Here is a 22,185-nt window from a genome sequence, read left to right as displayed (position 1 = left end):
GGAGTGGCTGACGTGGCTGCCGTGTGCGACGTCTGTGGCAAGGGGCCGGGCTTCGGCCATTCGGTTTCGCACTCCCAGCGGAAGACGAACCGCCGCTGGAACCCGAACATCCAGTCTGTGCGCGCCAAGGTTTCGGCCTCGCAGCGCCAGCGGATCAACGTGTGCACGTCCTGCCTGAAGGCTGGCAAGGTCGTGCGCGGCTGATCACCGCCACAGTTCGTTTTAGTTCGGAAGGAGCTCGGCGGAAGCCGGGCTCCTTCCGCGTTTCAGGGCCCGGTGCACGAACACCAGGCAGGCGACACCGCTGAGCAACGCCCCCGTGCCACCGAGCGCGAACACCGCCCGGGGCCCGATGACCAGCAGCAACCCGCCCGCGGCAGCAGTCCCGAGCAGGTTCGCCCCGACCACCATCGACCCGACTGCGGCGAACGCACGCCCGCGCATCTCCTCAGGCGTCCGCAACCGGACGATGGCGTTCAGGGCCACGTTGTGGATCCCGTTCGACACGCCGCCGATGACCCAGCCGGTCCCCGCCGCCACGACGAACGGGAACGTCGCCGGGATCAGCACCCCGACGCCAGTGGTGACGGCGGCGACAGCGATCGCGTGAGCCACTCCCGACAGGCTGCGAAGCCGCGCGGCAAGCCTGTTGCCGACCAGGATCCCGGTCATCCAGCACGCCTGCATCGCGCCCAGCACGAACTCGTCGCCGCGCAGCACGTACCGCACGAACGCGGGGTCGGCCACGTTGATCACGACCACCGCACCGACGCAGAAAGCCAGTCCGATGATCGCCGTGAACAGCACGGGGTCCCGCCGCACGTGCCGAATGCCCGCGAGAGCGCTGGGACGCACCTCGTGCGTGCCAGAAGGCCGACGTTCCGTGCGCACGAACGCCAGCATCGCCGCGTAGACGACGAACGTGCCACCGTCGATGAGCAACGCGGCGGGGTGGCCGAAGATCCCGGCGAGCAACGCACCGCCGGTGACGCCCGCCATGCTCCCGAGACTGCGCCCGGTGCTGAGCCACGAGTAACCACGCGTCGCTTCTTCTTCGCCCGCGATGTGCGGAACGAGAGCGGAGATGCAGGGCTGGGCGACCGCACGCCCGCACCCCGAGAGGAACACCAGCGCCACAACGAACGCGGGCGCGCCCATCAGCGGCGCGATCGCCGCGATCGCGACGCCCTGAAACAGCAGCGCGATGATCAGCAGGCGGCGGTTGGGCAGCCGGTCGACGAGCACACCGGCGATCGGTGCGCCGAGCACGAGCGGCAGCAGTTCGGCGACCAGGATCGCGGCGACCAGCAGCGGGCTGATCGGCGTCGCCCAGAACACCAGGACGAGCAGGGACAACGAGTTGCCGAACTCGCTGACGGCCGCACCGGCGGCCGTCAGCGTCAGATCACGTCTTGCCGGAAGAACTACGGGAGCTTCCAGTCGACGGGCTCCGCGCCCTGCTTCTCCAGCAGTTCGTTGGCGCGGCTGAACGGCTTCGAGCCGAAGAACCCGGAATGCGCGGACAGCGGCGACGGGTGCGCGGACTCGATGGCGGGCAACGGTTCCAGCAGCGGGCGCAGGTTGCGCGCGTTGCGGCCCCACAGGATCGAGACCAGCGGTGCGTCGCGGGCCGCCAGCGCCTTGATGGCCTGCTCGGTCACCGCCTCCCAGCCCTTGCCCTGGTGGGAGTTCGCCTTGCCGGGCTGCACGGTCAGCGCCCTGTTGAGCAGCAGCACACCGCGCTCGGCCCACGGCGTGAGGTCGCCGTTGGAGGGCAGCGGGTGACCGAGGTCCTCCGCGTACTCCTTGTAGATGTTGATGAGCGACTTCGGGATCGGCCGCACGTCAGGGGCCACCGAGAACGACAGGCCGACCGCGTGACCGGGCGTCGGGTACGGGTCCTGACCGACGATCAGCACCTTGACCTGGTGGAACGGCTGCTGGAACGCGCGGAGCACGTTCTCGCCCGCCGGTAGGTAGGTGCGGCCGGCGGCGACCTCCGCGCGCAGGAACTCACCCATGGCGGCGATCTGGTCAGCAACGGGGGCGAGAGCTTCAGCCCAACCGGCTTCGACAACTTCGTTGAGGGGACGAGCCACGGCTGTGAACCCTATCTCACTCAATCCAACCGACGGAGCTTCTCCCGGTACAAGCCGATGTTCTGCACGTACTTCTCCACGATGAACGCCCAGGCCTGTTCTGGCACAACATATCCAGCACGCTCACGGGCAGGAACTCCCAGCACCATCGTGCGTTCGCGGACGTGCCCGTCGAACGAGACGACCGCGCCGGCGCCGACGATCGCGCCCTTTTCCACGATGGAACCGTTGAGCACCACGGAACCCGAGGCGATCAGGCATTCGTCCGCGACCGTCGCGCCCTCGATGTGCACGTTGTGGCCGATGACGCACGACGACCCGATGTGCACCGGGTGGACCTCGGTGCAGTGGATCACCGTGCCGTCCTGGACCGACGTGCGCTCGTCCACGACGATGCGGCCGTAGTCACCGCGCAGCACGGCTTGCGGCCACACCGACGAATGCGCGCCGATGCGCACGTCACCGATCACCGTCGCATCCGGGTGCACGTACGCGTCCGGGTGGATCTGCGGCGTGTAGTCCCCCAACGCATAGATGGCCATGCGCCCGAACCTACAGCGGCTTCCCGAAGCAACGACTTTCCGGGTGGTCGCGGTACACGCCGAAGTTGTCGATCCGCTCGTAACCGCTGGAGGTGTACAGGCTGATCGCCTCGGGCTGGCGCAGGCCGGTCTCCAGCACCATCCGCTGGAGACCGGCTTCGCGCGCGGTCACCTCCAGGTGGGCGAGGATCAGCCGGGACAACCCCTTGCCGCGCACGGAGTCGACGACGTACATCCGCTTGATCTCGGCCGCGCCCTCGAGCTCGGGGCTGATCCGCCAGCCACCGCACGCGACGGGCACTCCGTCGAGGTAGCCGATCACGAAGTAGCCGAGCGGTGCGGCGAACTGCGCCGGGTCGACCGGCGTGATGTCGACATCGCCGTAGCGGTCGACGTAGACCTGCTGCAGGTCAGCGATCATCTTGACCGAGTCTGGATGGTCATACGTCCGCGCGCATAGTTCCACATCGGCCAGTTTACGCGCGCCAGTGCTCCCAGCCAGGAGGTTTTTCGTAAATCCTGCCGTCGACCGTCACACCTTCGCCCGCGCGGACCGTGCCGATGGTCGTCCAGTTCGCCGGAACCGCCTTGGGACCGGGGAAGGTCGCCGCGAGCGCGTGATCCTCGCCTCCGGTCAGCGCCCAGTGCCGCGCGTCACCGCCGAGCGCCGACGCGACGTCGAGCAGGCGCGGGTGCAGCGGCAGCAGTTCGGTGCGGATGTCGATCGCCACGCCCGACGAGTCCGCGATGTGGCCGAGATCCTGCAGCAGCCCGTCCGAGACGTCGATCATCGACGTGGCGCCGGCCTCCGCGGCCTTGGGCCCCTCCTCATAAGGAGGCTCCGGGGTGCGCTGGGCGTTCACGATGCCCACCGGCGAACGGAAGCCGCGGCCGAGCACGGCCAGTCCGGCGGCCGCCCAGCCGAGCCTGCCGGTCACCGCCACGACGTCACCGACGAGCGCGCCGGACCTCGTGATCGGCTCGAGCCCGTTCATGTCGCCCATGGCCGTGATCGAGATCACCAGCGTGGCGGAGCTGACCATGTCGCCGCCGACGATGCCCGCGCCGGCCTGCGCCGCCTCCTGCCAGAGTCCCGACATGATCCCCTGCACCGTCGCGGCGGGAGTGTCCGGCGGGCAGGCGATCCCGACGAGCAGACCGGACGGCAACGCGCCCATCGCGACGATGTCCGCGAGGTTCACCGCGGCCGCTTTTCGGCCCACCTGCTCGGGACTGGACCAGTCGAGTCTGAAGTGGACACCCTCGACCAGCACGTCCATGGAGGCCACGACCCGGCCGTCCGGAACGGCGACCACGGCCGCGTCGTCCCCGGGACCGAGGATGGTCGTCTCGGGTTGCGCCCGACCGGTTGTCACCCGATGGATGAGATGGAACTCACCCACTTCGGCGACCGTCTCCGCGTCGCGCGGCGGCTCCGGACGCAAAGTTGCCTCCCAATCTGAGCATTCGGAACCCCAACTGGGGTACGTTGCGTGACACGTTCCTACCTCGACCCAACCTGTCGCGACGAAGGGGCACGCCGTGGTGCATGCATACATCCTCATCCAGACCGAGGTCGGCAAGGCCGCCGCAGTCGCCTCCGAGATTTCCGGTATCACCGGGGTAGCAACCGCTGAAGACGTCACCGGTCCTTACGACGTCATCGTCCGCGCTGAAGCCGACACCGTCGACCAGCTCGGCCAGTTGGTGGTCGCGCGCATTCAAAACGTCGAAGGAATCACTCGTACGTTGACCTGCCCGGTCGTGCATCTGTAGCTCGTGTTCCCATAGCTGGGTGACTCAGCAGGAATCCACGTCGACGCTGTCCCGGCCGCTGCTCGCGGCGGTCGGGCTCGCCGTGCTGCTCGCCATCGGTGTCGCCACGCTCGGTCTAGTGCTGGGCACGGGAAACCAGACGCACGACGTGCCCGGTCGCACGGGCCCTCTCGCGCTGGTCTCGATCGACGCACCGGACTCGGGCTCACCGGCGTGCGTGTCCCTGATCGAGAAACTGCCGGTGGGGCTGCCGTCCGGGAAGGACATGCTGCCGCGCCGTGAACTCGCCTCGCCCGCGCCGCCCGCCACCGTCGCGTGGGGTGACGCCAAACACGATCCGGTCGTGCTGCGGTGCGGGATGCCACGGCCGTCCGAGCTGAACGCGACCTCGCAGCTGCGGGTGATCTCCGACGTGCAGTGGCTGCAGCTGCCCGGTTCCGGCAGCTCGACGTGGGTGATCGTGGACCGCGGTGCGTACGTGGCGCTGACGGTGCCCGACGACGCGGGCACCGGACCGTTGCAGGACATCTCCACGACGGTGCGCGACCTGCTGCCGAAGCAGCCGGTCAAGACCGAGGCGCGGTGACCGTGCCTGGCCTTAGCGCAGGCCGGAGCCGCGCGTGATCGCCGTCTCGATCAACGTGGTCAGCAGCGTCGAGTAGTCGATGCCGGTCGCCTCCCACGCCTTGGGGTACATGGAGATCGGCGTGAAACCGGGCATGGTGTTGAGCTCGTTGATGATGAGCTCGTTCTGCTCGGTGAGGAAGAAGTCCACCCTGGACAGTCCCTGGCAGTCGAGCGCCTTGAACGCGGTGACGGCCATCTCGCGCAGCTGCGCGGTGATGTCGTCGTCGAGCTTCGCGGGGATGTCGGCCTCGTAGGAGTCGTCGACGTACTTGGCGTTGAAGTCGTACCACTCGACGCTCTCGCCGACCGGACGCAGTTCGGCGGGCAGCGAAGCCTCGACGCGACCGTCCGGGAACTCCAGCACCGCGAGCTCGATCTCGCGCACGTTCGGCACGGCGGCCTCGATGATGACCTTGGGGTCGTGCTGACGCGCCTCGAAGATCGCGGCGTCGAGGTCGGCCCAGTCGGACACCTTCGAGATGCCGACGGACGACCCGGCACGCGACGGCTTCACGAACACCGGCAGCCCGAGGTGCTCGCGCTCGTCGAGGGTCAGCGTGGTGGCGGCGCGGTCGAGGGCGACGAACTTCCCGACCGGAAGCCCTTCCGCCTGAAGGATCTTCTTGGCGAACACCTTGTCCATCGCCGCGGCGCTGGCGAACACGCCAGGGCCGACGTACGGCAGGCCGCCCAGTTCGAGCAGACCCTGGATCGTGCCGTCCTCACCCCACGCGCCGTGCAGCAGCGGGAAGACGACGTCGACGTCCTTCAGAGCCTGACCGGGTTCGATCGCGGCGACGGTCTTGTTGCGCAGCGTGGGGAGGTTGCCGGCACCGGCTTCCAGCGCGTTCGGGTCCGTGCCGAGTGCCCACTGCCCCTGCGGCGTGATGCCGACGGGCACCACCTCGAAGCGGTCCGCGTCCAGGTACGGCAGGACGCTCTTGGCGGACTGGCAGGAGACCTCGTGCTCGGAGCTGCGGCCGCCGAACACCACGGCCACCCTCGTCTTGCGCTGCGTCATGCGGGCGACCCTACCCGTTTGGGCGATTGTGCCTACTTGCCAGTTAGCCTCGGTCGCGTGCTGGAGATCAAACCGCTCGACGTGGACGACGAAGCTCTGGTCGACGCCTACGCCGACGTGTGGGCAGCGGCCCACCCGGAGTCGAGCAGGGAGCGGATCATCGCGTCGCTGCGGGAGCCGAACCCCGACTTCAGCGAGGTGATCCGGCTCGTCGCCCGCCGTGCCGGCGAGGGCATCGGCATCACCTCCGTGGGGTTGCTCAGCGGGGTGAACGCCCGGCTGGCGGTCGGCCCGATCACGGTGCACCCGGCTCACCGCAGGCAGGGCATCGGCACCGCGCTGCTCGACGCGCTGCTGCCGGAACTGCGCGCCCGCGGCGGTGAGAAGTTCGAGAGCTGGGGCGTGACCAAGGACAGCGCCGGCGAGCACTGGGCGGTGGCGCGCGGGTTCCAGGTGGTCGCGTCCAGGGTCCTGCAACAACTGACGATCTCCGAGGCCGCCCTGACCACGACCGTTCCCGGCGGCTACCGCGTGGAGCACTGGATCGGTGCGACGCCGGAGCGCCTGCTGGCCTCCGTAGCCGAGACCAGGCAGTCGATCCGCGACGCTCCGGCCACGGCGTCCGCGGCGCAGGTGCCCGAGTGGTCACCCGAGGTGGTGCGGGCCGAGGAAGCCGAGGCTCGTGCGGCCGGTGTCGAGCAACGCGTCGTCGTCGCGGTCGCGGAAGCCACCGGACGTGTCGTGGCGCTGACCGACGTCCCGCTGCACCCATCGGACACGACGGACACGCGCTGGGGCAGCACGATGGTCATGCCCGCCCATCGCGGCCATGGTCTCGGCCGGGTGATCAAGGCTCACCTGCTGCGGTGGCTACGAGCCGATCGGCCGGAGCTCGAACGCATCGACACCGGCACGGACGCGGCCAACTCCCACATGATCCGCGTCAACGAGCAGCTGGGCTTTCGGCTGTCTCGCGAGATCGTCGTGGTCAGCCGGTCGTGCTGAGCAGTTCGGTGAGCACCGGCAGGGCGTTGACCAGCTGTTCCCGGGAGCACGCGCTGTAGCCGATGACGAGCCCGTGCAGCTTGGCGCGGTTCACGTAGTGCCGGGCCAGGCCGTCCACCCGCAGACCGCGTTCGAGCGCCTGCCTCATCAGGTCGCGCTCCTGGTCGGCGTTGGACAGCAACACCACGACGTGCGCGCCCGCGTCGTCACCGAGCACCTTGATGCCCGCGTCGGCGAACGTGTCGATGATGAGCGCACGCCGTTCGGACAGCTCTCGCCGCAGCTTGCGCAGGTGCCGGCCGAGGTCGCCCATCCTGGCGAGTTCGACGACGACCCGCTGCCCCGCGGCCGCCGGGCTCGTGCCGGTCAGGTCGCGGTGTTCGAGCACCGTCGTGGCGATGTGCTCGGGGGCGACCATCCAGCCCGCGCCGAGCGTCGGCGTGAGGATCTTGCTGGTGGTGCCGAGGTGGACCACGACGTCCGGTGCCAGCGCGGCCAGTGACGGCAGCGGTGCCACGTCATATCTGAGCTCGCCGTCGTAGTCGTCCTCGATGACGAGCCAGCCGTCCCTTCGCGCGCGCTCGACCAGCGCGACCCGGCGCCCGGCCGACATGCGGCCGCCCAACGGATATTGGTGGGCCGGCGAGCAGTAGACGGCCTTGACGCCGGCGGGAACCGCGTCCGGGAGAAGCCCTTCCGCGTCGACGGCCGCCTGCACGACCTTGAGGCCGTTGGCCTTGAAGACGCCCACCGCACGTTGGTAGCCGGGTTCCTCGACGGCCACCGCGTCACCGCGCCGCAGCACCGCGACCGCGATCTCAGTCAGCACCGCAGTGGTGCCGCCGGTGGCCAGCACGGGGTCGGCGTTGACGGCCAGACCTCGGTGGCGCAGCAGGTGTTCGGCGATGGCCTCGCGGTACTCGGGCAGCCCGGCGCGTTCGGGACGGGACAACGGCGGCGCGTCGGCCGCGGCCCGCCACGCCCTGCGCCAGGCCGCGCGGTCGAGGCCGCTCGCCCACGGCGCGCCCGTGCCGAGGTCGACGAAGTCGGTGATGGCGGGCACGACCGGCTTGCGCGAACGTTTGCGCAGCGGGCCGGGCGGGGTCGTGGTGACGTAGGTGCCGGAACCGTGACGGCCCGCGATCCAGCCTTCCGCGTGGAGTTGTTCGTAGGCGGCGGCGGTGACCGTGCGCGAGACACCGAGCGAATCGGCCAACGCGCGTGTGGACGGCAGGCGGTCGCCCGCTCGCAACCGTCCCTCCGACGCGGCGGAACGCAGCGCATCAGCAAGCTGGACGGCGAGCGGTTCGGGCGACTCGCGGTCCAACGCGACGGGCAACGCGGCCTCAGCCACGGCCGGCCCCCCACCCCTGACGGCCAACGGCGTCTGCAAGTACCGCCAACTCAACATCAACAGGCACTTTGCTACTACCAACTCGCCTCGGCGGCCACGTGCCGGTTCGGCAGACGACGAACAGGTTGGGCGTAGTTGGCGGCGATTGGATCAAGAGTTGGCGGTACTTGCAGACGCCGTTCAGCAAAGTGGCCTTCTCGAATTGGTTAGGAATGGTGCTTCTATGATGCCACTTGAACGTCCACAGTGGGAGCATGACCGCTGAAACGCAGCTCTCCCCGACCCCGCGCAGCACTGTCGTCCGCGGCAAGAAGCGAGCCGTCCAAGACCGTCAGGTGCTCTACGACATCCTCGACGCGGGCCTGGTCTGCCACCTCGCCGTGGAGGTCGACGGGGCGCCGTTCCTCATCCCCACCGCGTACGGGCGGGACGGCAACCGCATCTTCCTGCACGGGTCGACGGGCTCACGGTCCATCAGGAGCATGCTGGAAGGCAAGCAGGTTTGCGTCGCGGTCACGCTGGTGGACGGCGTCGTCTACTCGCGGTCGGTGTTCCACCACTCGATGAACTACCGGTCGGCCATCGTCCACGGCACCGCGAAGATCGCCGAGGACCCCGAACACGCGCTGCGCACGATCGTCGAGCACGTCACGCCCGGCAGCTGGGACTACGCGCGGAGCCCCTCCAAGAAGGAGCTCGCGCAGACGGTCGCGCTGGAGATCGACCTCACCGAGGCGAGCGTGAAGGTGCGCGAGGGCGGGCCGGGCGAGGAGCCGTCGGACCTCGAAGCCAACCTCGTGTGGGCCGGGCACATGCCGCTCGTCCAGACGTGGGGTACGCCGGTGCCGCACGAGACGGACAAGGCGATTCCGCCGCACGTCAGCGCACGGGGCCGTTGACCGGGTCGTAGCGGTACGAGGTCATGGCCCGTGTGCCGTGGCGGTACACGTGGAGCGACACGGCGGGATCGACGCCGTCGTTGCGCACCTGGTGCACGTAGCCGGGCCCCCACACGCGTGACTGACCGGCGTGAAGGGAGTGCACCACCTGGATGCGGGTCGTCACCACCTCCGTGAGCACACCGCTGACGACGGTGAACGCGCCGGACGTGGTGTTGTGGTCGTGCAGCGAGGCCGTCTGACCGGGGAGCCAGCTCATGAGCCAGATCTCCTGGTCGGCGGTCTTCTCCACCAACGTCGAGAAGCGCTCTTCGGGGTCGTACCGCAGCAGGTGCTTCCAGCGGTCGCGGTCGGCTGCCCACGCCAGAGCCACCCGCACGGGGTGCAGCAACGCGGAGTTTTCAGGCAGAACGAGGCTGTTCTCAGGAACGGCGAACATCGGGAAAAGTCCTTACCAGGCGAGCGCGAAAAGAGGACGCGGGACTATCGCCAGGTACAACAGCAACATGCGTTGAAGGACATGACGCAGAGGGTCCCGGAACCGGGACCCTCTGTCAATCCAGGCCCAGAGCTTGGGACACGTCCATCACCAGATCGTGGGTGTCCTCACAGCCGGCCGAGAAGCGCACAAGGCCTGCCGGCACCGGATCACCCCACTGGGCGCGCCGGTCCGCACTGGAGTGCAGGCCGCCGAACGACGTCGCCGCCGTCACGAGCCGTGACTTGCGGAGGAACGCCTCCACCGCCTCCGCGGACTCCAACTCGAACGTCAGCACGCCGTTGAACCGCCGCATCTGCTGCGCCGCGAGCAGGTGTGCGGGGTCGGCGGCGGCGCCCGGCCAACGCAACCCGGCGACTCGGCCGGAGAGCAATTCGTACAGCGCGGCGGCGTTCTTGGCCTGCCGTTCCAGCCGCAGATCCAGGGTGCCGAGGCCACGCAGCACCAGCCACGTCTCGAACGGACCGGGGATCGCGCCGTGCAACGCCCGCGTGTCCCGGAACGACGCGGCCAGGTCCGGCGAAGCCGCCGTCAGGTGTCCGAACTGGACGTCGCTGTGCCCGGCGACGGCCTTGGTGTCGGACGACATCACGACGTCGGCGCCGAGTTCCAGCGGCCGCTGCCCCAACGGTGTCGCCGTCGTGTTGTCCACGGCCACGAGCGCACCCGCCGCGTGCGCCGCGTCGGCCAGCGTCGCGATGTCGCACACGTCCAGACCGGGGTTCGACGGCGACTCCAGCAGCACCAGCCGCACGCCCTCGAAGGACGGATACGGTCCGGCCGTGGGCACCTGAACGACGTTGATGTCCATTTCGGACGCGAGCCGCCGGGACAGGTAGTAACCGTCGGACGGGAGCATCAGAGTGTCCCCTGTGGACAGCAAGGTGCGCAGCATGGTGGAGATCGCCGCCATCCCGGACGGGAAGACGACGCACTCACCGCCGTCCAGCGATCCCAGCGCGGCTTCCAGATCGCGCCACGTCGGATTGCTGGTCCGGCCGTAGGTGTCCTGGCCGCCGAGGTGGTAGACCGAAGCGAACACCGGCTGTGCACCGAACGGTTCGCCCGGCGCAGTGTCAACTGCGTGCACGACCCGCGTGCCGTCACCGTAGGAGTTGTTCACTGGCGTTCGTGTTTCCGATCGCGTCCAAGCAGCGCCGCCCCCAGATCGCGCGCGCTGAGCCCGTCATGACACACCATGTGTACGCCTTCGGTGATAGGCATGTCGACGTCATTGGCCCGTGCCAGTTCACGAATCGATGAACATGACTTCACACCTTCGGCGACCTGACCGTGCGCGGCTTTTTGCGCCTGCTCCAGAGTCTCGCCCTTGCCGAGCCGCTCGCCGAAGGTCCGGTTGCGCGACAACGGCGACGCGCACGTGGCCACCAGGTCGCCGAGCCCGGCCAGACCGGCGAACGTCAGCGGGTCCGCGCCCAGCGCCGCGCCCAGCCGTGCGGTCTCGGCCAGACCACGCGTGATGATCGACGCCATCGTGTTGTCGCCGTAGCCCATGCCCGCGGCCATGCCGCAGGCCAGCGCGATGACGTTCTTGCACGCCCCGCCCAGCTCGCAGCCGACCACGTCGGTGTTGGTGTACGGGCGGAAGTACGAGTTCGAGCACGCGTGCTGCAGGTCGACCGCGCGGTCGTGGTCCGTGCACGCGATGACGGTCGCGGTCGGCTGCCCGACGGCGATCTCCTTGGCCAGGTTCGGCCCGGACACCACGGCCACCTGCGACTCGTCGACGCCGGCGACCTCGCGGATCACCTCGCTCATCCGCTTCAGCGTGCCGAGCTCGACGCCCTTGGACAGCGACACCAGGGTCGCGTCCGGCGGCAGCAGTTCCTTCCACGCCGACAGGTTCACCCGCAACGTCTGCGACGGCACGGCCAGGATCACGGCGTCCGCGCCGTCCAGCGCCTTCGCCGGGTCGGCGGTGGCCGCCAGGTTGGCCGGCAACGAGATGCCGGGCAGGTAGTCGGCGTTCACGCGGGTCTCGGTGATCGCCGAGGCGATCTCCTGACGCCGCGCCCACAGCACGACCTCGGGGCCGGAGTCCGCGATGACCTTCGCGAACGTCGTGCCCCACGAACCGGCGCCGAGCACCGCAACGCGTTCGATCGCCATGTTCAGGCCTTCCTCGGTCCGTAGAAGCCTTCGGGCGCCGGCTGCTGGCGAACCTCGGCGAGCTGGTCCTTCACGTGGCTCATCAGAAGATCGGTGACCTCGCGCAGCAACGGGAGCGTCTCCTCCTGGCCGCGGTAGGCGGACAGGTCGACCGGCTCACCGACGAAGTGGGTGATCGTCTTGCGCGGGAACGGCCGGAACTTCTTCTGGTAGTGGTTGTAGAGGTCGAGGGTGCCCCAGCGGGCGACCGGGATGACCGGTCCGTCGTGCTGCAGCGCGAGCCGCGCCACGCCGGTGCGGGAGTTGGCGGGCCAGCCGTCCGGGTCCTTGGTGATGGTGCCCTCGGGGTAGATCACCACGACCTGGCCGGTCGCCAACGCCTCGTGCGCCGCGCGCAGGCTCTGTTGCGCGTCCGTGGTGCCCCGGTAGACCGGGATCTGCTTCGCGCCCTTCAGGATCGAGCCCATGATCGGCACGTTCCACAGGCTGTGCTTCGCGAGGAAGTGCGGCACCCGGTCGTTGCGGTGCACGAACACCGCGTCGTAGCACGGGTCGAGGTGCGAGATGTGGTTCATCACCAGCAGCGCCGCCCCCTGGCGCGGGATGCGGTCGCCGTGCAGGATCCGGTGCCTGCCCAGCACGAACGACATGGGGTAGACGATCGCCGCGGCGACCCCGACCCAGAAGCCGCCCTTCTCCTTGGCCACGTGGACCCTCTCCTCACTCCCGGACCTGCAAGAACTGCGCCCATGAGCACAGTAGTCGTCGAATCGTGGACTATGACGAGGTGCGGGATGAAGTTGACCTCGTGGTTCCGGTCAAGACGCTCGACCGGGCCAAGACCAGGCTGACCAGCGCGACAGGCGGAGATCCGGTGTCGCACGCGGCGCTGGCGCTCGCGCTGGCGATGGACACGGTGAGCGCCGCTCTGGCCACGCCCGGCGTTCGTCGCGTGGTGACCATCACATCGGACCCGGCGGTGGCGTCCGAAATGGCCGCGCTGGGCGTCGAGTCGCTTCCGGAGCCGTCACTGCCTGGACTCAACGAGGCTTTGTTGCACGGCGCGCAGACTTTGCGGTCGTCTCGCATCGGCGCGCTCCAGGCCGACCTGCCCGCGCTCAAGCCCGGCGAACTCCAGGCCGCGCTCGAAGCGGCGGCCGGACGACGCGCGTTCGTCCCGGACCGCCAGGGCACCGGAACGACGTTGCTCCTCGCCGCACCCGGCGGCGAGCTCGACCCGAGGTTCGGCGTCGGATCCGCCGGGCACCACCGGATTTCCGGTGCGGTCGCGCTGTTCGGACCGTGGCCGTCGCTGCGCTGTGACGTGGACACGGAAGAAGATCTGCGGCTCGCTCTCACGCTCGGTCTCGGCGTGCACACCGCGAACGCCTTGCCCGCCTGGACAACCTGAGCAGTCGCCACGCGTCTTCCGGGTCACCGGGGTGATCACGACTTGGGAGACTGATGCGAGCGCTCATCGCGCTGGCGGCGATCACGGCCATCGCCGGCTGTGTCGCCGTTGTACCGATTGACCAGCCGTCCGACTACACCGCGCCGAGCAAGCTGACCTCGTGCCGCGTGGATCTGCCCCAGGAGTGGAAAGACAGACTGTCCCGCGAGCGAACGGAAGCGGGCTCGCACGAGCAGGTCATCGTCGTCGGCGCCAACGAGAACGGCGACACGACGCTGGTGAGGACCACGCGCAACCGGACCACCGAACTCGTGCTGCGCGACAGCAAGAAACGTCAGCAGGTCATGGCCGTGCAGGACGACGGACAGTTGTTCGGTGTCGAGTTCGACGGCCGCTGGGTGACGTTCTCCACGAGCCCCAGCCCGTCCGATCGCACCACGACCACCTACGCCTGGGACGCCCGCAACGACGGCGCGCCCGTGCGGATCGGCGACGCCGGTGCCGTGGTGCACAACGGGAAGGCCGCCTGGTCCGACAGCTTGGGCGTGCACGTCTACGACCTCGCGAAGAAGAAGGACAAGGTCGTCGGCCGGGGTTCGTCGCCGGCCTTCCTGGGTGACGCGGTCATCTGGCGGCAGGACGGGAAGTTCCGCGCCGTCGACGCGTTGCCCGAGCAGCTGACGACCGCCGAACCCGACGCGAGCGTCGCGTCGGACGGCCGCACCGTGGTGTGGGCGCAGGGCGGCGGGTTGTACGGCTGGCGCGACGGCTGGGCCGAACCCCGTGAGCTCGCCAGGATCAAGACCGCGCCCAAGACGGAAGGCATCGTGTTCCCGCGGGTCAGCGGCGACTTCGTCTCGTGGCAGTCCGAGTCTTCCTATGTCACGGACATGCGCAGCGGCGCGACGATGCACACCACTGAAGAGTCTTACTGGCTGGAAGTGCACGGCGGAGCACTTACACAGCAGGGATGGCGTGTTGCCTCATCCGCGCCGCTGTCTTCACTGTCGCCGTTGTCCAAGTGTTAACACCGTGACGAACAACACGAAAAAGTTGGTTCGAGCAACGTAACGGGGAACCCCGGCACCTTTACATCCGTATCCCCCGATGACCTCCTGATGTTGACGACGTACCCCCGACGTCGTTTCCCCGACGCATTGCCCTGAGGTGTACCTGCATGAAGTTGTTGACGCACGCCGACTACCTGGCGTTGCGCCGCTTTCCCGCTCTCGACGGCCTGCGTGCCATTGCCGCGGTGCTGGTGGTGTTCTTCCACTACGGGGGCCCTGACTGGTTGCAGGGCTGGGCCGGCGTTCAGATGTTCTTCGTCCTCAGCGGATTCCTCATCACCACGCTGATGCTGCGCGAGGAGCGGCGGACCGGACAGATTTCGCTCAAGGAGTTCTACCTGCGGCGGGCGTTCAGAATTTTGCCCGTGTACTTCGTGATCCTGCTGGTGACGGTGGTGGGCTCGGCGCTGTACGGCACGTTCGTCAGCAACGGGATCGGCCCGGCGCTCAAGTACTTCCTGACTTTCACCAACGAGTTCGCCGGCGCCAGCCCGTACGGACAGTCCTGGTCGCTGGGTGTCGAGCAGAAGTTCTACCTGGTCTGGCCGTTGGCGGCGATCGCGCTGGGCACGGTCGTGCTCCGGCGCCGCGCCGGCGCCGCCGCCCTCGGCATGCTGCTCGCGCTCGTGATCGTCAACTTCACCACGTCGCACAGCAACCCCGGCTGGCCGCTGCACTACTTCTCGATCCTGACCGGTGTTCTGCTCGCGGTCGCCCTGCACAGCCAGCGCGGATTCGCGCTGTTGCGGCCACTCACGAATCCGGTCACGCAGGTGATCGTCTCGATTGGATTCATCGGCGTGCACCTGAGCGTGAAGCCGATCGCCGGATTCCTCGACGGGATCAACGGAATTCCTGGTCACGTGCTGGTCATTCCGGTGTACGCACTCTCGACGGCGGTGCTGCTCACCGCCCTGATCGCGCCAGGACCGGCCACGACTTTCCTGTCCACGAAGCCGATGCAGTTCGTCGGTGAGCGCTCGTACTCGCTTTACCTGGTGCAGACGATCGCCGCGACGGTCATCTGGTTCTTCTGGCCCGCTTTGTCCGGTCTCGGGCAGGCTGCCGTGGTCACGGCACTGGGCTTGGCGCTGGCGAGCGTTCTCTACGCGACCGTGGAGATCCCGATGATCGGCCTCGGTCGCCGCGTGATCACCCGCCAGCGCGCTCAGGCCGCTGTCAAGGCTGGAGTCGCTCAGCAGGGTGCGCCGCAGGCTCCCGCGCCGCAGTCCGCCGAGTCGTCACGGCTCGCGACCATCGGGCAGGCCCAGCCGTAGAACGGGTTCGGGGCGAGCGGCACGCGGTCGCGTCCGCTCTCCCTGGCCAGTTCCTTCGAGTACGCCGTGGTGAGCGTGACGTTCGTACCGCTCTCCTGCGCCTCGTAGGCACCCTTCTCCAGTGCCACGATCTCGACGCCGCGCGAGATGTCCGCGATGAAGACGCTGTTCTTGTGCCAGTACGGCGCCCACGACACGGCCGAGTCCGGCCGCCAGTACCCGATCTGGATCGGCTTGGCCGGGTTGGAGATGTCGAGGAAGCGCGTTCCCTGCTCGTACCAGGAGTAGGCGACGATCCGCTTGTTCACGTCGAAGTAGTGCGCGGAGCACTCGACGTCACCTGGGATGGTGCCCTCCTGGTCGTCCGGGCTCCAGATGCCGACCGTCTTCATCTCCTTGGGCTGCTCGCCCCAGCCCTCACCGTTGTGCGTGCCCTGCAGCGAGGAGATGACGAACCGGCCCTCGGTCTTGCACGTGGGAGAACCGAACGCCTCCTCGGTGTGCAGCAGCAGAGAGCCCGCCGGGTTCTCGGGCGTGGGACGAGGTCCGTCGGACAGCGTCCTGCCGACCGGGCGGAACGAGTTGTGCGTGAACGAGGTCGGCATGTCCGCCTTCGGCACGTTGCCGCCCGCGTACGCGATCGGGTCCCACGCCTTCGCCTCGCGGAACTTGCCGCTCAACGGGTCGCGGTGCCAGCCCTGCGTCCAATAGCCTCGGGTGCCGTTGTCGCCCGCGACCCACGCGATGCCCTGGGCGTCGACCTGGACGTCGTGCGTGATCTTTCCTTCGCCCGCCTTGCCGCGGACGTCGACCGAGACCGGGAGTTCCTTCGGGGTCTTGGGATCACGGATGTCCGTGACGAAGATCCGCCCGGTCTTCGCGTCCGAACGGTCGCGTCCCGCCGTCCACAGGAACTGGCAGTCGTTGATGCAGGTGGTCGTGTGACCGGTGTCCTGCCGGTGGAAGCTCAGGATCCTGAGGTTCTCCGGGTCCACAGCGGACACGATGTAGTTGCCGGTCGGACGGTCGCCGGGCAGCGTGCGCCCGAACGAGTTCACCTCGCGCGCCAGGAACGCGAGCTTGCGCACCGGGTCGACGTTGATGTCCTCGTTCTCCCAGAAGATCTTCGTCGGGTCGTCGCCCGGCAGCGCCATCTCCTGCTTGGTGAGGTGGTCGAGGAGCTTCGGGTGCTCGAGATCGGTGACGTCGAACGTCTTCAGCCCGGTCTCCAGGCTGACGAACGCGACGTCGCGGGGCCCGTACTGGGCGAACGCGATCGAAATCGCGCGCGCCGTGTCGGGCAGGGTCGCCTTCAGGCGCACGTTCTTGGCCGCCGCCTGCAGTCGTGGTTTGTCCACCTTGGGAGTCTTGGGTTCGGCCGCCGCAGCCGTTGCCAAGCCTGCCGTGGTGAAGGCCAGCAGGGCTGCCGCGGTCAATGTGGCAATAACCTTCATGGATCGACCCTGGCAGCGCGCCGAACGAGACGTGTAGGTCCGAACGTCTAGGCTTCTGCTCCGTGCAGGCGACGGTGTCTACGTTTAACAGTGACGGCTCTGCCGTAGTCCTGCGTGATGACGGCGTTCTTGTCGACGTGAGTGCGGCCGCAGTCACTGCGGGTGGCTGGCGAATGCTGCGTCCGGGGCAGCGAGTGACCCTCGAACGTAGTCCTGACGGGGTGGTCACCGCCCTGCGCATGCCTGTTCTGTGACGAGGAGTTCACCAGCCGGACGTTCTCGACAGGGGCGCTCGCGGCGATAGTGGGGAACAATGCGGGGCGTGAGCACGGAGAACTCTGACGGCAAGGCGACCCCATCCCGACGCCGCACGCCGGGCGCGAAGGCCTCGAAAGCGGAGGCGGCGACCCCGCGCAAGCAGCCTCGTGCGGCGACCCGGCGAGTTTCGACGACGCGGGCGAAGGTCGAGCGAGGCGCCGCGGCGGCCGCTCCGTTGCGCGGCGTGCCCTCGGCGCCGCCCGCGGTGACGTCGAGCATCCTGCCCACCGATCTGCCGGACGACCGGTACTTCAACCGTGAACTGTCCTGGTTGGACTTCAACGCCCGCGTGCTCGCGCTGGCAGAGGACTCCTCGCAGCCGCTGCTGGAGCGCGCGAAGTTCCTCGCGATCTTCGCCTCGAACCTGGACGAGTTCTACATGGTCCGGGTCGCGGGCCTGAAGCGGCGTGCGGAGACCGGTCTCACGGTGCGCAGCGCGGACGGGCTCACGCCGCTCGAACAGCTCGTGGCGATCTCCAAGCGCTCGCAGGAACTCGTCGAGCAGCACGCCCGCGCGTTCCTCGACCACATCAGGCCCGGTCTGGAAGAGCACCGGATCAGCATCGTGGCGTGGGGCGACCTCACGGACTACGACCGGTTGCGGCTCTCCAACTACTTCAGCGAGCAGGTCTTCCCGGTCCTCACGCCGCTCGCGGTCGACCCGGCGCACCCGTTCCCGTACATCTCCGGTCTCTCGCTGAACCTCGCGGTGACCGTGCGCGACCCCGAAGGCGGCGGCGAGCGGTTCGCCAGGGTGAAGGTGCCGGACAACGTGCCGCGCCTGGTGCGGGTGGAGGCGGATCGTTCGTCCTCTTCCGCGACCTTCCTGCCGCTGGAGGAACTCATCGCCGCACACCTGGGCGAGCTTTTCACCGGCATGGAGGTCATCGAGTGCCACGCGTTCCGCGTGACCCGCAACGCGGACCTCGAGGTCGAGGAGGACCGCGACGAGGACCTGTTGCAGGCGCTGGAACGTGAGCTCGCGCGGCGCCGGTTCGGCCCGCCGGTGCGCCTGGAAGTGGCCGACGACATGACCGAGCACATGCTCGAGTTGCTGCTGCGGGAGATGGAAGTCGACCCGCACGACGTCGTCACGGTGCCCGGCCTGCTCGACCTGTCGTGCCTGTGGCAGATGTACAGCATCGACCGCAAGACGTTGAAAGACCCGGCGTTCGTGCCGGCGACGCACCCGGCGTTCGGTGAGCGCGAGACGCCGAAGAGCGTTTTCGCGACGCTGCGCGAGGGTGACGTGCTGGTGCACCACCCGTACGACTCGTTCTCGACGTCGGTGCAGCGCTTCATCGAGCAGGCGGCCGCCGACCCGCACGTGCTGGCCATCAAGCAGACCCTGTACCGCACGTCGGGTGACTCGCCCATCGTGGACGCGCTGATCGACGCGGCCGAGGCGGGCAAGCAGGTAGTGGCGCTGGTGGAGATCAAGGCGCGCTTCGACGAGCAGGCGAACATCAAGTGGGCCCGCACGTTGGAAAAGGCGGGCGTGCACGTCGTCTACGGCCTGGTGGGCCTGAAGACGCACTGCAAGACCTCTTTGGTCGTGCGCCAGGAGGGTTCGACGATCCGCCGCTACTGCCACATCGGCACCGGCAACTACAACCCGAAGACCGCCCGGTTGTACGAGGACGTCGGCATCCTGACGGCCGAACCGACGATCGGCGCGGACCTCACGGACCTCTTCAACGTGTTGACCGGCTACGCGCGCCAGGACGAGTACCGCTCGCTGCTGGTCGCGCCGTACGGCGTCCGCAAGGGCATCGTGGACCGGATCAACCTGGAGATCGAGCGCGCACAGGCGGGTGAGACCTCGGGCGTGCGCATCAAGGTGAACTCGCTCGTCGACGAGCAGGTGATCGACGCGCTGTACCGCGCCTCCCAGGCCGGCGTACCCGTCGACGTCGTCGTGCGCGGCATCTGCGGCCTGAAGCCGGGTGTGAAGGGCATGTCGGAGAACATCCGGGTGCGCTCGATCCTCGGCCGGTTCCTGGAGCACTCGCGGATCTTCCACTTCGCCGGCTGCGACGAGTACTGGATCGGCAGCGCGGACATGATGCACCGCAACCTGGACCGCCGCGTCGAGGTGGCCGTGCGCGTCATCAACCCCCGCCTGGCCGCGCAACTCGCGGACGTCTTCACCTCCGCGCTCGACCCGCAGACGCGCTGCTGGGTGCTGCGCGCCGACGGAGAATGGGAAGCCTCGCCGTCCGACGGTTCGTCGGTCCGCGACCATCAGATGGAACTGCTGCACAGGCACGGAGCTCTTGGGTGATCAAAGCTGCTGGGGCGGTGCTCTGGCGCGAGGCCGACGGCGACGTCGAAATCGCGGTGGTGCACCGCCAGCGTTATGACGACTGGTCCCTGCCGAAGGGAAAGCTGGATCGGGGCGAGACGATCCCCGCCTGCGCGGCGCGCGAGATCCTGGAGGAAACCGGGTACTCGTGCGTGCTGGGCCGGTTCCTCTGCCAGGTCTCGTACTCGGTGGGAGGCGACGCCAAGACCGTCGACTACTTCGCCGCCGAGGCCGTCTCGGGTTCGTTCGTGGCCAACGACGAGGTCGACACGTTGCGCTGGCTGCCCGTGGGCGAGGCCACCTCGCTGCTGACCTACTCGCACGACCGCGACGTGCTGGCGGAGTTCGGCCGGCTGCCAGCGGACCTGTTGCTGGTGTTGCTGGTGCGGCACGCGAAGGCGGGCAAGCGGTCCGAGTGGGACGACGATGACGACCTGCGCCCCCTCTCCGGCTCCGGCTGGAAGCAGGCCGAGGCGCTGCAGTCGTTGTTGCCCCTGTGGGCACCGACACGTGTCCACTCGGCGCCCAGGGTGCGTTGTGTGGACACCGTGCGAGGCGTGGCGGAGGACCTCTCGGTCGACATGGTCGAGGAGGCCCGGTTGTCCGAGGAGGGCTACTGGCCCGACCCGGACGCCGGTCTGGTGCGCCTGCTGGAGGTCGCCGCCGCGGAAGGCCGCGCCGTCGTGTCCTCGCAGGGCGGCGTGATCCCGTCGGTGGTGCAGTCACTGGCCGATCTGGGCGGGCTGCGGCTCGACGAGGTCCCGTGCAAGAAGGGCAGCGTGTGGGTGCTGGCCTTCACCAGGCCGTTCGGCACCTGGTCCACTTCGGACTCACCTTCGCGCTGGCCAACCCTGGTGTCGGCGCACTACCTGGCCTCGGCGCTGCCGCGTCCCTGAGGCCTGCTGCAGACGTTTTCAGCCGCCGTCTCCCCGGCTCGACAAAAGTTCGCCTCTGGCAACCAAGTCGATCGGAGAGGCGGCGGTTTCGCTTGTGACGGAGGTGTTCGCAGGCGTGGCGGCGTTATTTCTATTGGCGGGCAGGGCGTTCCGCGGGCCGGTCCCGGGCGTTCGCGCGTTATACGTATTGGGTCCCTGAAGGCGCCGCGCCAAACATCTCGGCCGGGTCGGCAATTGGCGGGCGGCGCACTAGTGGGCGGTGCGGCCGGGACGGTTCCAGGGCGGCGGCGGGCCTTTGTCCGGCCGGGTTCGCGCGTTCACATTCGTGACGCGACTTGTGTCTCACATGCGCGCCCACGAATGGTTGGTGGCCGCCTGCCAGGCAGGTCAGGGGTTCTTCCGGGGCGGGTCCGCAGGCGCGGCACGCCTCCCCTGCGCCCCAATGACCTTCCCCTGCAACCCAGCCGCTTCCCAAGCGTGCCAGCGGCTTCGAGGCGATCTCCGCGCGGCATCTTGGCTGGTCAGCGGCTTCTCGCCACGCTTCCCAGGCATACCAGCGACTTCCGCCGGACGCCTCCACCCCGCCTGGGACGACGGAACCAGGGGGCCGTGCCTCCCCTGCGCCCCATGACCTTCCCCAGCCACCCCGGACGCTTCCCAGGCGTGCCAGCGCCTTCCGACCCTGCCCCAGGCACGCGGAAGGCCCCGGTGTGCGCACACCGGGGCCTTCCGCGTGGTTCTGAAGTGACGCAGCCTCCCTCAGGAGGCCCGTCTCACTTCTTCTTGGCAGCCGTCTTGCGAGCCGCGGGCGCCTTGGCAGCCGTGGTCTTCGCGGCGGGCTTCGCCGCAGCCGTCGTCTTGGCGGCGGCGGGCTTCTTGGCCGCGGTCGCCTTCGCTGCCGGCTTGGCGGCGGTCTTCGTGGCGGTCGCCTTCGCAGGCGCCTTGGCAGCAGCGGGCTTCGCGGCGGCCGTGGTGGTGCGACGGGTCGCGGGCGCCTTGGTGGCGGCCGCGGCCGTGCGGGTGCGCGTCGTGGTGGTGGCGCGCGTCGTGGTCGCACGCGTGGCCGGAGCCTTGGCAGCCGCGGGCTTCGCGGCAGCTGCGGCGGCGGGCTTCGCGGCAGCCTTGGCCGCAACGGCCTTCGGCAGCTTCTTCGCACCGCTGATGACGTCCTTGAACGTCGAGCCGGGGCGGAACGCGGGCACGTTGGTCTTCTTGACCTTCACGGTCTCGCCCGTGCGCGGGTTGCGCGCGGTGCGAGCCGCACGGGCGCGCTTCTCGAAGACGCCGAAGCCCGTGATGTTGACCTTCTCGCCCTTGTTGACGCTGCGGACGATCACGTCCACGAGGCCGTCAACAGCAGCGCCGGCGGTCTTCTTGTCTCCAAGGCGCTCGGCGAGCGCCTCGATGAGCTGGGCCTTATTCACCGTCAGTCCCTCCCAGGACGCTCACGGCCCTAAGAGTCGGGCCGACTAGAACGCAACGGTAGGCCCAAAACGCGAGAA

At 68.7% G+C, this 22,185-nt stretch carries 23 protein-coding genes; 10 read left to right on the top strand and 13 right to left on the bottom strand.

Annotated elements, in window-relative coordinates:
• The first annotated feature begins 12 nt into the window (after window positions 1-12).
• Complete coding sequence (gene rpmB, locus B0F77_RS00665) at window positions 13-204, top strand: 50S ribosomal protein L28 (RefSeq protein ID WP_030467945.1); 192 nt, start codon at window positions 13-15, stop codon at window positions 202-204.
• 18 nt (window positions 205-222) lie between these two features.
• On the opposite strand, the gene B0F77_RS00660 is transcribed toward rpmB, so the two are convergent.
• Genes B0F77_RS00660 through B0F77_RS00640 form a run of 5 tightly spaced genes read right to left on the bottom strand, consistent with a single transcriptional unit; the run spans window position 223 to window position 4,086 of the window.
• On the bottom strand, window positions 223-1,398 hold the full coding sequence (locus B0F77_RS00660; protein WP_281252453.1) for an MFS transporter: 1,176 nt from the start codon (window positions 1,396-1,398) through the stop codon (window positions 223-225).
• 26 nt (window positions 1,399-1,424) lie between these two features.
• Complete coding sequence (locus B0F77_RS00655) at window positions 1,425-2,099, bottom strand: uracil-DNA glycosylase (RefSeq protein ID WP_086660738.1); 675 nt, start codon at window positions 2,097-2,099, stop codon at window positions 1,425-1,427.
• 20 nt (window positions 2,100-2,119) lie between these two features.
• A complete protein-coding gene (locus B0F77_RS00650) occupies window positions 2,120-2,641 on the bottom strand; it encodes a gamma carbonic anhydrase family protein (protein ID WP_086660737.1) in 522 nt (173 codons plus the stop codon).
• A 10-nt stretch (window positions 2,642-2,651) separates the two neighbouring features.
• Window positions 2,652-3,062, bottom strand: a complete 411-nt coding sequence (locus B0F77_RS00645; RefSeq protein ID WP_086660736.1) for a GNAT family N-acetyltransferase — start codon at window positions 3,060-3,062, stop codon at window positions 2,652-2,654.
• Between the two features lie 55 nt (window positions 3,063-3,117).
• Window positions 3,118-4,086 (bottom strand): thiamine-phosphate kinase, encoded by a 969-nt coding sequence (locus B0F77_RS00640; RefSeq protein ID WP_086660735.1) that lies wholly within the window; start codon window positions 4,084-4,086, stop codon window positions 3,118-3,120.
• Window positions 4,087-4,183: 97 nt separating this feature from the next.
• Between B0F77_RS00640 and B0F77_RS00635 the strand changes: the two genes are divergently transcribed.
• Both B0F77_RS00635 and B0F77_RS00630 read left to right on the top strand, forming a co-directional pair.
• Window positions 4,184-4,417, top strand: coding sequence for an Lrp/AsnC ligand binding domain-containing protein (locus B0F77_RS00635; protein ID WP_053736927.1), 234 nt, complete (start codon window positions 4,184-4,186; stop codon window positions 4,415-4,417).
• A gap of 19 nt (window positions 4,418-4,436) precedes the next feature.
• A complete protein-coding gene (locus B0F77_RS00630) occupies window positions 4,437-5,003 on the top strand; it encodes a DUF3515 domain-containing protein (RefSeq protein ID WP_245847742.1) in 567 nt (188 codons plus the stop codon).
• A 12-nt stretch (window positions 5,004-5,015) separates the two neighbouring features.
• Here B0F77_RS00630 and B0F77_RS00625 read toward each other — a convergent pair whose 3' ends face one another.
• Complete coding sequence (locus B0F77_RS00625) at window positions 5,016-6,065, bottom strand: D-alanine--D-alanine ligase family protein (protein ID WP_086660734.1); 1,050 nt, start codon at window positions 6,063-6,065, stop codon at window positions 5,016-5,018.
• A gap of 57 nt (window positions 6,066-6,122) precedes the next feature.
• Between B0F77_RS00625 and B0F77_RS46880 the strand changes: the two genes are divergently transcribed.
• The gene (locus B0F77_RS46880; RefSeq protein ID WP_158102550.1) at window positions 6,123-7,070 is read left to right on the top strand and encodes a GNAT family N-acetyltransferase; all 948 of its coding nucleotides are present in this window, start codon (window positions 6,123-6,125) and stop codon (window positions 7,068-7,070) included.
• On the opposite strand, the gene pdxR is transcribed toward B0F77_RS46880, so the two are convergent.
• Window positions 7,054-8,481 carry a MocR-like pyridoxine biosynthesis transcription factor PdxR gene (pdxR, locus tag B0F77_RS00610; RefSeq protein WP_086660732.1) on the bottom strand — a complete coding sequence of 476 codons (1,428 nt, stop codon included), beginning with the start codon at window positions 8,479-8,481 and terminating at the stop codon, window positions 7,054-7,056. The two genes, B0F77_RS46880 and pdxR, sit on opposite strands and share 17 nt — an antisense overlap.
• A 197-nt stretch (window positions 8,482-8,678) precedes the next feature.
• Between pdxR and B0F77_RS00605 the strand changes: the two genes are divergently transcribed.
• Complete coding sequence (locus B0F77_RS00605) at window positions 8,679-9,323, top strand: pyridoxamine 5'-phosphate oxidase family protein (protein ID WP_086660731.1); 645 nt, start codon at window positions 8,679-8,681, stop codon at window positions 9,321-9,323.
• Here the strand turns inward: B0F77_RS00605 and B0F77_RS00600 are convergent.
• The 4 genes from B0F77_RS00600 to B0F77_RS00585 form a co-directional block, all read right to left on the bottom strand.
• A complete protein-coding gene (locus tag B0F77_RS00600; protein WP_086660730.1) occupies window positions 9,304-9,762 on the bottom strand; it encodes a cysteine dioxygenase in 459 nt (152 codons plus the stop codon). The two genes, B0F77_RS00605 and B0F77_RS00600, sit on opposite strands and share 20 nt — an antisense overlap.
• Window positions 9,763-9,877: 115 nt before the next feature.
• Window positions 9,878-10,945: a cystathionine gamma-lyase gene (locus B0F77_RS00595; RefSeq protein WP_086660729.1), complete on the bottom strand. Its 1,068-nt coding sequence runs from the start codon at window positions 10,943-10,945 to the stop codon at window positions 9,878-9,880.
• Window positions 10,942-11,952, bottom strand: a complete 1,011-nt coding sequence (locus B0F77_RS00590; RefSeq protein ID WP_086660728.1) for an NAD(P)H-dependent glycerol-3-phosphate dehydrogenase — start codon at window positions 11,950-11,952, stop codon at window positions 10,942-10,944. Before B0F77_RS00590 ends, B0F77_RS00595 begins: the two co-directional genes overlap by 4 nt.
• Window positions 11,953-11,954: 2 nt before the next feature.
• Complete coding sequence (locus B0F77_RS00585; RefSeq protein ID WP_245847741.1) at window positions 11,955-12,659, bottom strand: lysophospholipid acyltransferase family protein; 705 nt, start codon at window positions 12,657-12,659, stop codon at window positions 11,955-11,957.
• 80 nt (window positions 12,660-12,739) lie between these two features.
• Here B0F77_RS00585 and cofC point away from each other — a divergent pair, with 80 nt between their 5' ends.
• The 3 genes from cofC to B0F77_RS00570 all read left to right on the top strand — a co-directional run bounded on the left by cofC (window position 12,740) and on the right by B0F77_RS00570 (window position 15,710).
• Entirely contained in the window at window positions 12,740-13,363 is a 624-nt protein-coding gene (cofC, locus tag B0F77_RS00580) for a 2-phospho-L-lactate guanylyltransferase (protein ID WP_086660776.1), read from the top strand.
• 53 nt (window positions 13,364-13,416) lie between these two features.
• The gene (locus tag B0F77_RS00575) at window positions 13,417-14,391 is read left to right on the top strand and encodes a hypothetical protein (protein WP_086660727.1); all 975 of its coding nucleotides are present in this window, start codon (window positions 13,417-13,419) and stop codon (window positions 14,389-14,391) included.
• A 149-nt stretch (window positions 14,392-14,540) separates the two neighbouring features.
• Entirely contained in the window at window positions 14,541-15,710 is a 1,170-nt protein-coding gene (locus B0F77_RS00570; protein ID WP_086660726.1) for an acyltransferase family protein, read from the top strand.
• Here B0F77_RS00570 and B0F77_RS00565 read toward each other — a convergent pair.
• A complete protein-coding gene (locus B0F77_RS00565; RefSeq protein WP_143466509.1) occupies window positions 15,629-17,164 on the bottom strand; it encodes an LVIVD repeat-containing protein in 1,536 nt (511 codons plus the stop codon). The genes B0F77_RS00570 and B0F77_RS00565 overlap by 82 nt on opposite strands.
• A 313-nt stretch (window positions 17,165-17,477) precedes the next feature.
• On the opposite strand from B0F77_RS00565, the gene B0F77_RS00555 reads away from it, so the two are divergent.
• Window positions 17,478-19,766 (top strand): RNA degradosome polyphosphate kinase, encoded by a 2,289-nt coding sequence (locus tag B0F77_RS00555; protein ID WP_211293609.1) that lies wholly within the window; start codon window positions 17,478-17,480, stop codon window positions 19,764-19,766.
• On the top strand, window positions 19,766-20,683 hold the full coding sequence (locus tag B0F77_RS00550) for an NUDIX hydrolase (protein WP_245847747.1): 918 nt from the start codon (window positions 19,766-19,768) through the stop codon (window positions 20,681-20,683). The genes B0F77_RS00555 and B0F77_RS00550 overlap by 1 nt, the downstream gene beginning before the upstream one ends.
• Before the next feature lie 773 nt (window positions 20,684-21,456).
• Here the strand turns inward: B0F77_RS00550 and B0F77_RS00545 are convergent.
• A complete protein-coding gene (locus B0F77_RS00545; protein ID WP_086660722.1) occupies window positions 21,457-22,107 on the bottom strand; it encodes an HU family DNA-binding protein in 651 nt (216 codons plus the stop codon).
• Window positions 22,108-22,185: the final 78 nt, after the last annotated feature.

Source organism: Lentzea kentuckyensis, from assembly GCF_002150765.1.
Lineage (GTDB): Bacteria > Actinomycetota > Actinomycetes > Mycobacteriales > Pseudonocardiaceae > Lentzea > Lentzea kentuckyensis.
This window is presented reverse-complemented; position numbering and strand designations above follow the sequence as displayed.

Bases quoted from the DNA above. Each gene is read 5' to 3' on its own strand.
- B0F77_RS00645 (WP_086660736.1), bottom strand. From the start codon at position 3,062: ATGATCGCTGACCTGCAGCAGGTCTACGTCGACCGCTACGGCGATGTC.
- B0F77_RS00570 (WP_086660726.1), top strand. From the start codon at position 14,541: ATGAAGTTGTTGACGCACGCCGACTACCTGGCGTTGCGCCGCTTTCCC.
- pdxR (WP_086660732.1), bottom strand. From the start codon at position 8,481: ATGTTGAGTTGGCGGTACTTGCAGACGCCGTTGGCCGTCAGGGGTGGG.
- B0F77_RS00605 (WP_086660731.1), top strand. From the start codon at position 8,679: ATGACCGCTGAAACGCAGCTCTCCCCGACCCCGCGCAGCACTGTCGTC.
- B0F77_RS00600 (WP_086660730.1), bottom strand. From the start codon at position 9,762: ATGTTCGCCGTTCCTGAGAACAGCCTCGTTCTGCCTGAAAACTCCGCG.
- B0F77_RS00590 (WP_086660728.1), bottom strand. From the start codon at position 11,952: ATGGCGATCGAACGCGTTGCGGTGCTCGGCGCCGGTTCGTGGGGCACG.
- B0F77_RS00565 (WP_143466509.1), bottom strand. From the start codon at position 17,164: ATGAAGGTTATTGCCACATTGACCGCGGCAGCCCTGCTGGCCTTCACC.
- B0F77_RS00625 (WP_086660734.1), bottom strand. From the start codon at position 6,065: ATGACGCAGCGCAAGACGAGGGTGGCCGTGGTGTTCGGCGGCCGCAGC.
- B0F77_RS00575 (WP_086660727.1), top strand. From the start codon at position 13,417: ATGCGAGCGCTCATCGCGCTGGCGGCGATCACGGCCATCGCCGGCTGT.
- B0F77_RS00555 (WP_211293609.1), top strand. From the start codon at position 17,478: ATGCGGGGCGTGAGCACGGAGAACTCTGACGGCAAGGCGACCCCATCC.
- B0F77_RS00650 (WP_086660737.1), bottom strand. From the start codon at position 2,641: ATGGCCATCTATGCGTTGGGGGACTACACGCCGCAGATCCACCCGGAC.